The 14325-nt window shown below is 36.1% G+C and carries 15 protein-coding genes and 1 pseudogene; 8 read left to right on the forward strand and 8 right to left on the reverse strand.

Annotation, left to right across the window (positions count from 1 at the left end; genetic code table 11):
• Positions 1-122 precede the first annotated feature (122 nt).
• Both ACVBED_RS09065 and ACVBED_RS09070 read right to left on the reverse strand, forming a co-directional pair.
• A complete protein-coding gene (locus ACVBED_RS09065; RefSeq protein WP_473094895.1) occupies positions 123-2747 on the reverse strand; it encodes a copper-transporting P-type ATPase in 2625 nt (874 codons plus the stop codon).
• Positions 2737-3132 (reverse strand): acyl-CoA thioesterase, encoded by a 396-nt coding sequence (locus ACVBED_RS09070; RefSeq protein ID WP_473094896.1) that lies wholly within the window; start codon positions 3130-3132, stop codon positions 2737-2739. Before ACVBED_RS09070 ends, ACVBED_RS09065 begins: the two co-directional genes overlap by 11 nt.
• A gap of 192 nt (positions 3133-3324) precedes the next feature.
• Between ACVBED_RS09070 and ACVBED_RS09075 the strand changes: the two genes are divergently transcribed.
• From ACVBED_RS09075 to ACVBED_RS09085, 3 genes and pseudogenes are all read left to right on the forward strand, one after another.
• Positions 3325-4185 (forward strand): aldo/keto reductase, encoded by an 861-nt coding sequence (locus ACVBED_RS09075; RefSeq protein ID WP_473094897.1) that lies wholly within the window; start codon positions 3325-3327, stop codon positions 4183-4185.
• Positions 4186-4503: 318 nt separating this feature from the next.
• A complete protein-coding gene (locus ACVBED_RS09080) occupies positions 4504-4857 on the forward strand; it encodes an RNA recognition motif domain-containing protein (protein ID WP_447121577.1) in 354 nt (117 codons plus the stop codon).
• A gap of 47 nt (positions 4858-4904) precedes the next feature.
• Positions 4905-5084 (forward strand): annotated as a pseudogene (locus ACVBED_RS09085) (RHS repeat-associated core domain-containing protein); the annotation flags it as partial.
• A gap of 1109 nt (positions 5085-6193) precedes the next feature.
• Here ACVBED_RS09085 and ACVBED_RS09090 read toward each other — a convergent pair.
• Genes ACVBED_RS09090 through ACVBED_RS09100 form a run of 3 tightly spaced genes read right to left on the reverse strand, consistent with a single transcriptional unit; the run spans position 6194 to position 7082 of the window.
• Positions 6194-6487: a type II toxin-antitoxin system RelE/ParE family toxin gene (locus ACVBED_RS09090; RefSeq protein WP_447121590.1), complete on the reverse strand. Its 294-nt coding sequence runs from the start codon at positions 6485-6487 to the stop codon at positions 6194-6196.
• Positions 6477-6677, reverse strand: a complete 201-nt coding sequence (locus ACVBED_RS09095) for a hypothetical protein (protein ID WP_473094898.1) — start codon at positions 6675-6677, stop codon at positions 6477-6479. The genes ACVBED_RS09090 and ACVBED_RS09095 overlap by 11 nt, the downstream gene beginning before the upstream one ends.
• 33 nt (positions 6678-6710) lie before the next feature.
• Positions 6711-7082, reverse strand: a complete 372-nt coding sequence (locus ACVBED_RS09100) for a helix-turn-helix domain-containing protein (RefSeq protein WP_473094899.1) — start codon at positions 7080-7082, stop codon at positions 6711-6713.
• 149 nt (positions 7083-7231) lie between these two features.
• On the opposite strand from ACVBED_RS09100, the gene ACVBED_RS09105 reads away from it, so the two are divergent.
• The 5 genes from ACVBED_RS09105 to ACVBED_RS09125 all read left to right on the forward strand — a co-directional run bounded on the left by ACVBED_RS09105 (position 7232) and on the right by ACVBED_RS09125 (position 13138).
• Positions 7232-9622 (forward strand): CHC2 zinc finger domain-containing protein, encoded by a 2391-nt coding sequence (locus ACVBED_RS09105; protein WP_447121592.1) that lies wholly within the window; start codon positions 7232-7234, stop codon positions 9620-9622.
• Between the two features lie 167 nt (positions 9623-9789).
• Positions 9790-10614: a tyrosine-type recombinase/integrase gene (locus ACVBED_RS09110; protein ID WP_447121585.1), complete on the forward strand. Its 825-nt coding sequence runs from the start codon at positions 9790-9792 to the stop codon at positions 10612-10614.
• A complete protein-coding gene (locus ACVBED_RS09115; protein WP_447121594.1) occupies positions 10583-11449 on the forward strand; it encodes a tyrosine-type recombinase/integrase in 867 nt (288 codons plus the stop codon). The genes ACVBED_RS09110 and ACVBED_RS09115 overlap by 32 nt, the downstream gene beginning before the upstream one ends.
• 698 nt (positions 11450-12147) lie before the next feature.
• Complete coding sequence (locus tag ACVBED_RS09120; RefSeq protein ID WP_473094900.1) at positions 12148-12939, forward strand: RHS repeat-associated core domain-containing protein; 792 nt, start codon at positions 12148-12150, stop codon at positions 12937-12939.
• Positions 12940-12943: 4 nt separating this feature from the next.
• Complete coding sequence (locus ACVBED_RS09125; RefSeq protein WP_447121589.1) at positions 12944-13138, forward strand: hypothetical protein; 195 nt, start codon at positions 12944-12946, stop codon at positions 13136-13138.
• A 286-nt stretch (positions 13139-13424) separates the two neighbouring features.
• Here the strand turns inward: ACVBED_RS09125 and ACVBED_RS09130 are convergent, their stop codons facing one another.
• From ACVBED_RS09130 to ACVBED_RS09140, 3 genes are read right to left on the reverse strand one after another with little or no spacing between them, the layout of a single operon-like run.
• The gene (locus ACVBED_RS09130; protein WP_447121590.1) at positions 13425-13718 is read right to left on the reverse strand and encodes a type II toxin-antitoxin system RelE/ParE family toxin; all 294 of its coding nucleotides are present in this window, start codon (positions 13716-13718) and stop codon (positions 13425-13427) included.
• Entirely contained in the window at positions 13708-13938 is a 231-nt protein-coding gene (locus ACVBED_RS09135; protein ID WP_447121591.1) for a hypothetical protein, read from the reverse strand. Before ACVBED_RS09135 ends, ACVBED_RS09130 begins: the two co-directional genes overlap by 11 nt.
• Positions 13938-14309, reverse strand: a complete 372-nt coding sequence (locus ACVBED_RS09140; RefSeq protein WP_473094899.1) for a helix-turn-helix domain-containing protein — start codon at positions 14307-14309, stop codon at positions 13938-13940. Before ACVBED_RS09140 ends, ACVBED_RS09135 begins: the two co-directional genes overlap by 1 nt.
• Between the last annotated feature and the right edge of the window lie 16 nt (positions 14310-14325).

Consider the following 14325-nt stretch of genomic DNA (forward strand, 5'->3'; position numbering starts at 1 on the left):
GCAGGAATCTAATCAGTTATTTTAGAAATGGAAATATTAGAGAAGAAAAAATGGGTTTAAATTCTTCCAAAATGACTTGGTAATCAATAAAATTAATAATTAAAGTTATTTATATTTTAAATTTACTTAATTTTCAGATCAATCGCATTCAATCTCAAAGAGTTTAAAATAACAGAAACGGAACTAAAACTCATTGCAGCCGCAGCAATCATCGGCGACAGTAAAATTCCGAAGAAAGGGTAGAGTAGACCTGCGGCAACCGGGATTCCCAAAACATTATAAGCAAAAGCAAAAAATAAATTTTCTTTAATATTTATCAATAATTTTTCACTTAAAATTTTGGCTTTAACAACCCCTGAGATATCACCTTTTAACAAAGTGATTTGCGCACTTTCAATGGCAACGTCAGTTCCTGTTCCCATCGCAATTCCTATGTTTGCTTGTGCTAAGGCCGGCGAATCATTAATTCCATCACCCGTCATTGCAACAATTTTTCCTGCTTCCTGAAGTTTTTTTACTTCATTTAATTTATCTTCTGGAAGTGCTTTTGCGATATATTTTTTAATTCCTAACTCGTCTGCGACGGCTTTTGCAGTATGTTCGTTATCGCCCGTGATCATAATAACTTCAACATTATTTTTCAATAAATAATCAATGGCGATTTTTGAACTTTCTTTAATTTTATCTGTAAAACTTACAAAACCGATCACTTTTCCACCTTCTGCAACATAAGAAACAGTGTGCGCTTTCTCTTGAATTTTTAGGGCCTTTTCTTTTAATTCTTCTGGTATTTTAATTTGATTAGTTTCCATTAAGCTTTCATTTCCTAATAATACATCTTTTCCACTTAAATTTCCTTTCAAACCTTTACCAGAAATGTTTTCAAATTGAGCTATCTTTTTAATTTCTAAATTTTCAGCTTTTACTTTATTTAAAACTGCGGTAGATAAAGGATGTTCAGAATTTTGATTTAATGCTGCTGCGATTTCTAAAATTGTATTTTTATCACTACTTTCTACCGATTCTATATTTTGTAAACTTGGTTTTCCTTCCGTTAAAGTTCCTGTTTTATCGGTTATTAAAACATTTACTTTATGTAATTCTTCTAAGGCTTCGGCGTTTTTAATTAAAATTCCATTTTTTGCACCTTTGCCAATGCCGACCATTAAGGACATTGGTGTCGCTAAACCTAAAGCGCACGGACAAGCCACAATTAGAACTGCAACGGCATTAACAAATGCAAACAAAGTTTTTTTTCCTTCCGGTCCGAAAATTTGCCAGACAATAAACGTTAAAACTGCGATCCCAATCACCGTTGGAACGAAAATCTTAGCTACTTTATCTGTTAGTTTTTGAATTGGCGCGCGACTTCTGCTCGCTTCATTTACCATTTTTATAATGTGTGAAAGCAGAGTTTCATCGCCCACTTTTTCGGCTTGCATTACAAAACTTTGGTTGCCGTTTATAGTTCCAGAAGTCACTTTTTCATTTTCCTTTTTTTCGACTGCAACTGGTTCGCCAGTGATCATACTTTCGTCAATGGTTGAATTTCCTTCGGTGATTTTGCCGTCTACCGGAATTTTTTCACCTGGTTTTACTTTTAATAAATCACCTTTTTTAATTTGATCTAAACTAACTGCTTTTTCTACTCCATCTGTCATCAAGTGCGCTGTAGACGGCGAAAGATTCATCAATTCTCTAATTGCATTTCCAGTTTTCTGATGTGCTTTCGCTTCCATTAACTGACCTAAAATGACCAAAGTTAAGATAACACTAACTGCTTCAAAATAAAGAGGGGCGTTATTAGAATGACCGCGGATCTCATGAGGTAATAAGTTTGGAAAAATAAGAGAAATTAAACTAAATAAAAATGCTGCTAAACTTCCCAAAGCAATCAAACTGAACATATTTAAATTCCAGGTTTTAAAGGAAATTATACCCCGCTTAATAAGAAACCAACCTGCATAAAATAAAATAGGTAAGGTTAAAATTAATTCCAAATAGCCCGATATTTTTGAGGAAAATGGCAGATTTAGCCACATTCCGCCCATTGACAAAATAAAAACAGGAACAGTAAATACGAGCGCAATTAAAAATTTTCTTTTTAAAATTTTATAAGTTTCATCTTCATCTTCGTTATTGTTCATTGTTAGAATTGGCACCAGATCCATCCCACAAATGGGACAACTTCCGGGTTGATCTCTTATGATCTGCGGATGCATTGGACAAGTATATTGCGTTGTTTTTTTTTCTGGATATTTCACGAGATCCATTCCACAAACGGGGCAACCAACATTGAAATCATAAACTTTGTCACCTTCGCAATGCATTGGACAATAATGTTTTCCAGCATTTTGGTTGTCAGTTGGTGCTTGTCGGTCGGTGGTTTTTTCAGAAGAATTACTGTCAACTGACAACTGAGAATTATCAACTAAATCTTCCGTAATTTCTTCCAAATGCATGTGGCAAACCGGACAGCCGGAATCTGACGAATACGTTTTATCGCCTTCACAAAACATTGGACAAAAATAATCCCCAATTTTATCTTTAAAATTTTCCGGTAAATTAGATTTACTAAAAACTATTTTTTTATTTTTCTGATCATCCCTTTGTTCGATAGGAACTAAAAACATATTACATTTCGGACATCTTCCCGGCGCAAAATAAACTTTTTCACCTTCACATTCCATGGGGCAATAATAAACTGAGGAGGGTGAAGTTTTTTGTTGGTGAGTCTTATTTTCCATTATTCAAGCGGTTTTTCGTGTATTCCATTTGCGTTTTTCCGTGTGCGACGGGATTTCCATTTTCGTCTAAAGCAACCATCACAATTTTTTCAACAGTAATAATTGTTTGATGTGTCATTTTATTCCGAACTTCACATTTTAGGTTTAATGAGGAGTTTCCGAATGATAATATTTCGATCCCTATTTCAATAATGTCACCTTGCTTAGCGGAACTGATGAAATTAATTTCAGAAATATATTTAGTGACAACTTTATTGTTTTCAAGTTGAATAATTGAGTATAGCGCGGCTTCCTCATCAATCCATTGTAATAGTCGACCACCAAAAAGTGAATGATTTGGATTTAGATCTTCCGGTTTTACCCATTTCCTAGTATGATAGTTCATTTGTTTATATTTTTCTATGGCAAAGTTAATAATTAGAAAATGAGAAGATTTCAAAAATCCATATAAAATTCGATTTTCCTATTAATTTTTTATCTTTGAAATCGCCATTGGCAAAATTTGTGAAAAAGCATATCAAGAATGGGCGATAACATAGAACCAAAAAATTTTTACATCTATAATATGAAAAAAAAAATGTTTTCACCATTAATAATAGGAACGATGCGATGGGGAATTTGGGGTGCAAATTTCAGTATTCCACAAACTCAAGAATTTATAAATGCTGCACTGGAAGAAGATTTAACGACTTTCGATTGTGCTGATATTTATGGTAATTATACCACCGAAGAATTATTTGGCAAGGCTTTTAATAAAATGTCACTTGATAGGAGAGAGATTCAAATTATTTCTAAATGCGGTATTGAGATGCCATGTGATAATCGGGATTATAATGTGAAGGCTTATAATTATTCTAAACATCATATTCTAAATTCTGTGGAGAACAGTTTAAAAAATCTGCATACGGATTATTTAGATGTTTTACTGCTGCATCGTCCCTCGCCATTAATGAATCCTGAAGAAATTGTAGAAAGTTTTGAAATTTTAAAATCAGAGGGTAAAGTAAAACACTTTGGTGTGAGTAATTTTTCGGTTTCTCAGTTTGATTTAATTAATCAACATTTTCCTTTAATTACGAATCAAATTGAATGTTCTTTGAATGAAACAAAAGCTTTTAATGATGGTACTTTGGATCAATTAATGATGAAAACATTAAGTCCAATGGCGTGGTCGCCGATGGGAAATTATTTTAGCAAGAAAACTGAACAAAATTCAAGAATAAAAAAAGTGGTTGAAAAACTTTGTGAAAAATATAATTGTTTGGAAGATCAACTTTTACTGGCTTTTATTTTAAAACATCCATCAAGAATTTTACCGGTTTTAGGAACTTCAAAGGTTAAACATTTAAAAAATGCAAAGCAGGCTTTAAAAATAAACTTGGAAAATGACGACTGGTTTTTGCTATTAGAAACTTCGACAGGTAAAGAAGTTGCCTAATTGAAAGTGTATATGTTTTCCTACCGTTGAAAAATAAAAATTAACCTCTATTTAGCCCCGATGGAAGTGGCATCCTTTTTAGCGCGAACAAAGCGCGTGCTTGAAAGACAGAACGTACAGCGGGAAGGGTTTTTGAAAAAAATAAAAGCTTTATTGCTCCTAAGTGCGAAATTTATAATTTTCATAATAAAAATTATTGTTTGTATTATTTTTAATTGTACCTTGCACCTGTTTATATTTGAAATCAATATTTGTTCAGTATTTGTTGTTTTTCCTTATATATACAGCAATTTTTTTTAATTTATAATTTTTTTTACAATGAACATTTTTGTTTCAAACATCAACTATGCAACCAAAGAAGAAGCGTTGCACGATTTATTTTCTGAGTACGGAGAAGTATCTTCTGCTAAAATCATCACTGACAGAGAGACTGGTAGATCCAGAGGATTTGGTTTCGTAGAAATGGGTGACGATGAAGGAAGACAGGCTATCGAGGGTCTTAACGAAAGAGAACTTGACGGAAAACCGTTAAACGTATCTGAGGCAAAACCAAGAGAAGACAAACCAAGAAGATCTTTTGATAACAACCGAGGCGGAGGCAGCGGCGGTTACGGAGGTGGTAACAGCGGCGGCGGTGCAAATCGTGGCGGCGGCGGCGGCGGTCGTTGGTAAGATAAATAAGAGCGGCTTTTAAGCCGCTTTTTTTTTGTTATTTAAACTACAAGTACAACGGCAAGGAACTGCAGGAGACGGGGATGTACGACTACGGCGCAAGGATGTACATGCCAGATATCGGAAGGTGGGGAACGGTGGATCCGCTAGCGGAGAAAGATAGAAAAACTTCACCTTACACTTATGTGTATAATAATCCTGTAGGTCATATAGATCCTGACGGACGTTCTGGAGAACCTATAATCGATAAAAAGCATCATAAAATTACAGTGAATGAACATATGATTTTTTATGGATCTAAAGCAAATAGTAAACTTTCAGGACAAATTGCGAGAGGTGTTGCCTCCCAATGGAATGGAGCCCATGGCAAAGTAAAAATTGATGGTGTTACCTATAAGGTTAATTTTAAGGTTACTTATGAGACAGTATCTGTTGATAAAGCAAAAGAAATGGCTAGTAAAAATACTGATCCCAAAAATAATTTTTATGAAGTCGCAGATATGAATCATAGTAGTACTTTTCAATTAGGGGGAAATGGAGGTTTTCTAAATACTAAAGATGATTTGGCGGATTCTACTACTGGAGCCCATGAGTTCGGACATTCATTAAATTTACCACATACCACCAGTGGAAAATCTAAAGATACGCCGCCGGATATTATGACTGCTCGTTATACACCTGTTAATCAAAGATGGTCTCAAGTTGGTCCAAGTAATGCGATAGATCCAAATTTTAGAAGAGTAACAAATGAAAACGTTAATGACATTTTCAAAAATGTTTACTTCGATGCAAATGGAAAAGGACAAATAGGAACAGTTACAAATACCATATACGATGAAAATGGCAACAAAGACAATTAAAATAATTATAATATTTTTTTCATTACTTTCATGTAATGATAAGACGAAAAAAAGTGTTGTAAAAAATAAAATTACCTCCGATAGTCTAACATATTATTCTAATCATTGGAAAAACGATTCTTTAGGCTGTACTAAATTTAGAAACAAAACTATTTCAAATAAAATTTTATTAAAATATAAACCCAAAAATGAGTCTGATTTTCTCAAAATTTTTGGAAAACCTAATAAAACCGAAAAAAACCTAACCACCACCATCTTTACATATTACTTTGATACTATTTGCTTTAAAAATTCCCTTGTTATTGAAGGAGATAAGTGCTATGTGAAATTTTATTTCAAAAATAATTCATTCAACAGTGCAGATTACATTTGCGAGTAAAAATTTGGTGTCCCCACGATGACGCGGATATCGATCTCGCGGATTTGCAATCTGTGAGCAGTAAATAAGAAAACCAACTTTTAGGAGTTGGTTTTTTTTATGGTCTTTTGTCTGTGTCCTGATTGGCGTTAAAGACTGCCTTTACGAGAATCAAACCGTTGGTTTTATCTATCTGGTAAAAAATAACGAAGGGGTATTTTTTAAGCGGCAGACCCCTAAAATCCCTGTAATAGACTTGGAAGAGGGGGTTTTGCCTTATCTTTTTCAGGGTGTCCCCGTAATCTTTAACAAAATTTTGGGCAACCTTCAGGGAAGCCTCTTTTTTGTAATAAGCCACCGCCTGCCTCACGTCGGCCTTGGCGCTGGGAGAAACCCTTACTTTATAAGCCATATTCCGCTTTAAGTTCCGCCACAAACTCATCGTTGTCTTGGTATTCGGAAAGTTCCAGACCGTCCTGGCTGTCAAGGATTTTTTTCTGCTCATCGGAGAGTTGAAAAACCTCTTTGGGATCCTCGATATGGTATTTTTTCTTCATTTTTTCCCATTCTATGATCGGTATAAAAACACGCTGCGGGAGCATGCGATTGTGCATCCTGTATTACCTGTGTTCTCATTATTTTGCGGTTTGTAGGTTCTGCTCAAAGAAGTTCTGGAATTTTTGTTTGGTAAGCATCGTGTCAAGCATCCTGTAGATAACGTTCTTGTCGTCCTCTTCCAGTTGGTCCATCAGGCGTATTTTTTCGGAGATGGTTTTATCCTCCATAGTTACGGCAGACGGTTTTTTGGAATCTTCCGGGTTTACCAGGTCATCGAGGGAAACATCAAGGATGGCGGATAATTTTTGCAGGACTTCCAGGGACGGTTCACGCCTTCCGTTCTCAATCTTATTGTAGTTGCTTTGGTCAAGACCTACATCTATTGCGACTTGCTTTTGTTGTAAACCCTTGTCTTTACGCAGTTGTTTTATTTTCTCGCTTATTTGCATGTCTTTAATTTTGATGCTAAATTAGTTAATTTGACCATTTAAAACAATAAGTTGTTTTAAATGGAAATTATAACTTGTCAATAATAGAAATTTATTTTTATATTTGCAATGGTCAAAAATGACAAAAAATAAATTTAATCTATAATTTTATGGAAATCCCGCTCATAAAATCCCAGTTATCAATCTCTACAGTCCTGCAGTATTACGGCCTAAAACCCGACAAGAACACAAAAATGTGCTGTCCGTTCCACGAGGACAGGACACCGAGTATGCAGGTCTACTACAAGACGCAGACGGCATACTGTTTTAGCAGTAACTGCAAAACCCACGGCAGGAGTATGGACGTGATAGATTTTATAATGTACAAGGAAAACCTTTCCAAACACGAAGCATTAAAAAAAGCGGAAAGTCTTTTGGGTGGAAGTCCTGCATTGCCCATTAAGGGAAACCCGAAACCAAAGATCCAGAATTTAGAATTATCCCAAACGCAATTTTTAGGCAATATCTTCCAATATTTTAGGAATGCCGTCAACAACTCAAAACCTGCAAAGGATTATTTAACAAAGAGAAATTTAGACCACTCACTTTTAGAGATTGGTTACAACTCTGGACAGTTCCACCACGGGGAACGCAAAACCGAGGAACTCATAAGACAGGCATTGGAAGCAGGATTATTATTAGACAAGGGAATTACGGGAAGAACCGGTGAGAAAGCCTTTAGCGTTTTTGGGAAATGGTGCATCTGTTTTGCGTTAAGAAACCAGGAAGATGAAATTACGGGATTATACTTCCGCTCGACACTCAACAACGACAAAGCGAAACACTTCTATTTAAAGAACCGTAGCGGGATTTACCCAAATTACCCAAAAGCAGAAATCAGGAAACTCATTTTAACGGAAGCGATTATAGACTGCGCAAGTTTACTTCAGATAAAAGAAATCAGAGATAATTACAGTTTAATCAGTTGTTTTGGAACCAACGGGCTTACGGAAGAAATTTTAAAAAGCATTCGTGAATTAGTGGCATTGGAAGAAATAATATTTTGTTTTGACCAGGACGAAGCAGGAAAGAAGGCGGTTGGGAAATACAGCCAGTTGTTACGGGAGCACCTGAGCCGTAATCAGGAGGTTAGGATATCAAGCGTGGAACTGCCTAATAATGACATCAACGAAACCCTGCAACTACATAATGAAGAAATATTTTTGGAATTACTGGAAAAGAGAATTGCTTTGCAATCGCCGAATCCTATTGAAAACAATAAAAACAATGAGGCAAATTTTTTATTTTCAAATGAAAAAGAAGGGGGTTCCAGTCCTACTGACTCTGCAAACAATGCAGGATTTATCAGCAATCAGAAAAACACACCCACGGAATTTGTCCGAAAATTGTCCGCAACAGAATTTTTACAGCAGAAAGACCTACTGAAATCCTTAAACCAATTAATAGAAAAAAGCGGCATCATCGGCGAGGAAAACAGCCGATTATTATTGTTTTTAATTACGATAAGTTACTTAAATAAAAGTCCACTTCACGGAATAGTACAGGGAAGTTCGGGAAGCGGAAAAACGCATATTATCAGCCGGATCGCGGACTTGATGCCACAGGAAGATGTCTTAAGGTTTACGAGAATTACAGAATCAAGTTTATACAACTGGGGCGAGTTCGACCTGTTCCAAAAGATAATCATCATCGAGGATCTGGACGGTTTAAAAGAAGATGCGCTCTATGCCTTGAGGGAATTTATTTCCAATCAGGTATTGAGAAGTTCAGTTACTATTAAAGATAAAAAAGGAAACAATAAATCATCCCATAAAATCGTGAAAGGACAATTTTCCTCACTTTCAGCAACCACCAAGGGCGAATTATACGAGGACAACATGAACCGCAGTTTTATAGTCGCCATCAATGAGGGCGAGGAACAGACCGAGAAGATAATAACCTACCAAAACAAAAGAAATGCGGGGGAAATCGACAAAAACACCCAGGAGAAAGCCATTAATTTTATACAGAGAATCGTCCGGAATCTGAAGCATTATGAAATCATAAATCCATTTGCGACACAGATAAAACTACCGAACAACGTAAAAAACAAAAGGCGTTTGAATGAAATGTTCCAAGCCATCATCAAGCAGGTCACCTTTATCAATCAGTATCAGAGAGAAACGAAAGACGATTATTTAATCACCGAAATAGAGGATATTGAGAATGCCGTGGAGATATTATTCGAGAGCATTATCCTAAAGATCGATGAATTGGACGGCAGTTTAAGACAGTTTTTTGAGCAGTTGAAGAAAGCCTTTAAAGAGGAAAGTTTTACCCGTTTTGATGCGATGGAAGTGACTGGATTTAAGAAAACACAATTACAGTTTTATCTGAATGATTTAGTCCGGTTGGAATATCTGAAACAGATCGGTTTTGCGAACAAGGGATTCAGGTATAAGATCTCTTACAGTGATAATATCCAGAAAGTTAGAAAGGAATTAAAAGAAGCCTTTGCCAAGCAGGTTGAAGAACTAAAGCGTCATAGAATAACTGCCTAACCTGCAAGGTTCGAACACAAGCGAACACCAAACGGAAGCAAAACGAACGCTAAAGCCCCATCTATGACAGCGTAAAGTACTGACAACCAACAAATATCAACCAACAACTGTTTAGCGTTCGGAAAAACTGAATATATTGAGTAAGCAAACCAATCATAAGTATAATAATGAATGAAGAATCAATCTTAAAATTTAGAAAAGAATTACAGAATCTAGGCTATTGTGAATCAGTTGTAAATACCTATCCGAAGGAGATTGAGAGATTTTTAAATTACTGTAAAAAAGAAAAGGAAGACACCACTTCCAAAGATATTTTAGACTACCATAAAAGTTTAGAAACCACCAAAAGCAGGGTTACAAAGAAGGATTTAAGTCAGAGTGCCATTGCAGGAAAAATGCGGTCTATTAGAATGTATTTTGATTATCTGCAAAGAACCGGGGAAGTAAAAACCAATCCTTACCAACTGAAAATAAAATCCCCAAAATATGAGGAAAGGAAAATATTTAGTCCGGAAGAAATCAAAATGTTATACAACAAAAGCAGTCCCTTACAACTCATTATCCTGCATTTATGTTACGGTTGCGGACTGCGCCGGAATGAAGCCGCAGAACTTAAAATCTCAGACATCGACTTAGAAAACAACCTGCTTTACATCAAAAAGGGGAAGGGCAAAAAACGAAGAGTGATCCCGTTTACAAAAAAGATAAAAAAGGACATTATATTTTTTATTTCAAATGAAAATAAAACTGTAAATCTCTTAAATATTACATCCGAAAGAATTTATATGGAGTGCAAATATCTACTTAAAAAAGCCGGATTAAATAATCAAAGATTTACGCTTCACTGCCTGCGCCACACCATTGCGACCCAACTTCTGGACCAGGGAATGGAACTTGAAAAGGTAAGGGATTTTCTTGGCCATGAATGCCTTGGAACAACCCAAATTTACACAAGAATTTATGGAGAATCTACAAACCTATCTACAAAATGAACTGACCGAAAAAACCTGCGGAAGTTATCTCTATGAAATAGAAAAGTTCAGGAAACACTATAAAGATCCTGAAAAACTGAACTATCAGAATTTAATGGAATATGTGGAACTACTGCGCAAGAACTACAATCCGCAAAGCACCAACAGAACCGTTTACGCCCTAAAGAAATACTATGATTATTTAGTGGAAACAGGGCAGATAAAATACAATCCTGCAAAGAACATTAAGATCAGGGACGGAAGGGAAAACCCGATACAGTTACAGGAACTGCTCACGGAAAAAGAACTGCAACAACTCTTAGAACCCCGAAAGGAGCGTTATCCTATGCTAAAAAAAAGAAATCTGATAATCATGAGTTTGCTCGTCAACCAGGCCCTTTTAGTGGGAGATATTGAACGCTTAAAAATCGAGGATTTAGACCTAAAAAATGCTAAAATAAAAATCCAAAAAACCGGAATTACAAACGAAAGAATTTTAAATCTAAAAGCCGATCAGATCTTATTATTTTATCAATATCTAAAGGAAGAAAGAGAACTTTTATCTAAAAACCAAACATTAAAAACTTCTTTTTTTCTATTGAATAAACTCGGTTCAAAAATTACAAATGATGACATTAATTATCTTGTATCAACCTATCAAAAGTCGTTTACAAAGAAGATCACGAGCGTAAAAATCCGCCAGAGCGTAATAAAACTGAAATTAGACCAGGGCGAGAACCTGCGGAAAGTCCAATATTTTGCCGGACACAAGCACGCGGACACGACTGAAAAGTATCGGGAAACCGGAATTGAAGCCCTGCAATCAGCGATCAACCAGTTCCACCCGATAAGATAAACCACAAAAAAAGAAAAGATATTTTTGGAGGACAATCCACCCGCAGCCGCTGAAAAAGACATTTTCCCAACCGCATCCCAACGCCCTGCCGACCCCTGCCAACGAGGCTATTTAACATAAAATAAGGTGTATTATAGTCAGTTTTTCCAGCCCCGGATGCCCACAGCGACAAAACTGCCCATAATCCATTTTATGTTCAAGCCCTAAAGGGAAACAGCCTTCCAGCCGCTTTGTTCACGAGTTATTTATTTTTTTTATTTGAGTTCGCGAATCTCGTTCCTCGATTTGTGCCATCTTCCTTCCCCTTCCTTCCCACCGCCGATAAAAGACTTTTCTGCCGACGCTTCCACCCGGAAAAGGAACAAAAATATTTTTCTTTTTTTGTGGTTACCGAAGGAAATTGCTGAAAGAAAAAAATGTGGATTTGTGGAAAAAGCCACCACTAAAACCCACACCTATTTTTTCCACAACCCCACATTTACAACAGCGACAACACGGTTTTTTATAGAATAAAATTTTTCGGCATTATTCTTTTTTTTTTCAATTGAAAAGGAAAAATTATTATCTTTGAAAGGCAGGAACAGAGCAGACGAAAATTAGAAGTTAGTGCGAGAAGAATGTAAAGTAGCATAATCTCAAAAAGCAGAGCAGGGATATACAACTACAAGTACAACGGCAAGGAACTCCAGGAGACCGGGATGTACGACTACGGCGCAAGGATGTACATGCCGGATATCGGAAGGTGGGGCGTCGTTGATCCACTGGCAGAGAAAATGACACGGCATAGCGTTTACAATTATGCCTTTGACAATCCGATTAGGTTTGTTGATCCTGATGGAAGAAATCCTCAAGAAAATTCAGGAGATCCGATATATCATTTGAATAGTATAACACACAATAAAAAAGAAAATTCCTACACAATAAAAGAATCTGTTAGAACGATTACAACAAATGTTACATATAAGACCAATTCAGACGGTGAAAGAATCAAAGTGACTAACACTTCAGATAAGACAGCTAACTTTTCTACTAAAATTAATTCTGAGGGAAAAGTTGTAAGTAAGTCTAATACAATAAATGATCTTAAAACAACACAAGAAACTAATCTTACAAATGTAGGAAAGAATGATTTTGTCTCTTTCGATGAAAAAAACACTAAAGCGAATGGATTAATTGGTCCTGTTGCTAATTCTTTTGTAGGCAATGTAGATGGAAATAAAGAGATATTATCGCCCATTAAAAATGATCTACAAGTATTTAATGATTTAACAAAAGATTCTAACAATCCTACTGATGGGCCTTCTATAGAGCTTGGCACTCTAAGTTCAATGGTATTAAATAATATAATATATGATAAATCTTTTGAATTTACAGATGCAAAAACTGCCACACAAACCAATGGTAGTTTACCTAATTTTTATTTTAGGTATGAAGATAATTTTACTTATAAAAAAACACTAAAAACATTAAATAATATTTTAAATAAATAATAAAATGGCAAGAGAACCTTTTGTAGCTAAACTTTCAGCTATATGGATTGGAGCAATTTTTTTTTGGATTCTTACAGGCTTTAATAAAAAATATTCTGAATTACTTAATGAAAAATATGAAACAAGAAATCTATTAACAGGCTATATCATTACTTTAGTAGTAACATTTATAATAGTTTATTTTTCCTTTGTAAATTGAAAAATATTTGGAAATTAAGCCCCTACGGCTCCGTCTGATAGCCCTCAATTTAGGTAAACCGAAGGACGCGGATATCGATATCGCGGATTTGCAATCCCCGATGACTCGGATATCGATCTCGCGGATTTGCAATCCGATCTCGCGGATTTGCAATCCGATCTCGCGGATTTGCAATCCGTGAGCAGTAAATAAGAAACCAACCTTCCGATGACTCGGATTTCGATCTCGCGGATTTGCAATCTGTGAGCAGTAAATAAGAAAACCAACTTTTAGGAGTTGGTTTTTTTTATGGTCTTTTGTCTGTGTCCTGATTGGCGTTAAAGACTGCCTTTACGAGAATCAAACCGTTGGTTTTATCTATCTGGTAAAAAATAACGAAGGGGTATTTTTTAAGCGGCAGACCCCTAAAATCCCTGTAATAGACTTGGAAGAGGGGGTTTTGCCTTATCTTTTTCAGGGTGTCCCCGTAATCTTTAACAAAATTTTGGGCAACCTTCAGGGAAGCCTCTTTTTTGTAATAAGCCACCGCCTGCCTCACGTCGGCCTTGGCGCTGGGAGAAACCCTTACTTTATAAGCCATATTCCGCTTTAAGTTCCGCCACAAACTCATCGTTGTCTTGGTATTCGGAAAGTTCCAGACCGTCCTGGCTGTCAAGGATTTTTTTCTGCTCATCGGAGAGTTGAAAAACCTCTTTGGGATCCTCGATATGGTATTTTTTCTTCATTTTTTCCCATTCTATGATCGGTATAAAAACACCTGTGGGAGTTCCGTTGTGATCCTGTATTACCTGTGTTCTCATTATTTTGCGGTTTGTAGGTTCTGCTCAAAGAAGTTCTGGAATTTTTGTTTGGTAAGCATCGTGTCAAGCATCCTGTAGATAACGTTCTTGTCGTCCTCTTCCAGTTGGTCCATCAGGCGTATTTTTTCGGAGATGGTTTTATCCTCCATAGTTACGGCAGACGGTTTTTTGGAATCTTCCGGGTTTACCAGGTCATCGAGGGAAACATCAAGGATGGCGGATAATTTTTGCAGGACTTCCAGGGACGGTTCACGCCTTCCGTTCTCAATCTTATTGTAGTTGCTTTGGTCAAGACCTACATCTATTGCGACTTGCTTTTGTTGTAAACCCTTGTCTTTACGCAGTTGTTTTATTTTCTCGCTTATTTGCATGTCTTTAATTTTGATG

The organism is Halpernia sp. GG3 (assembly GCF_052976925.2).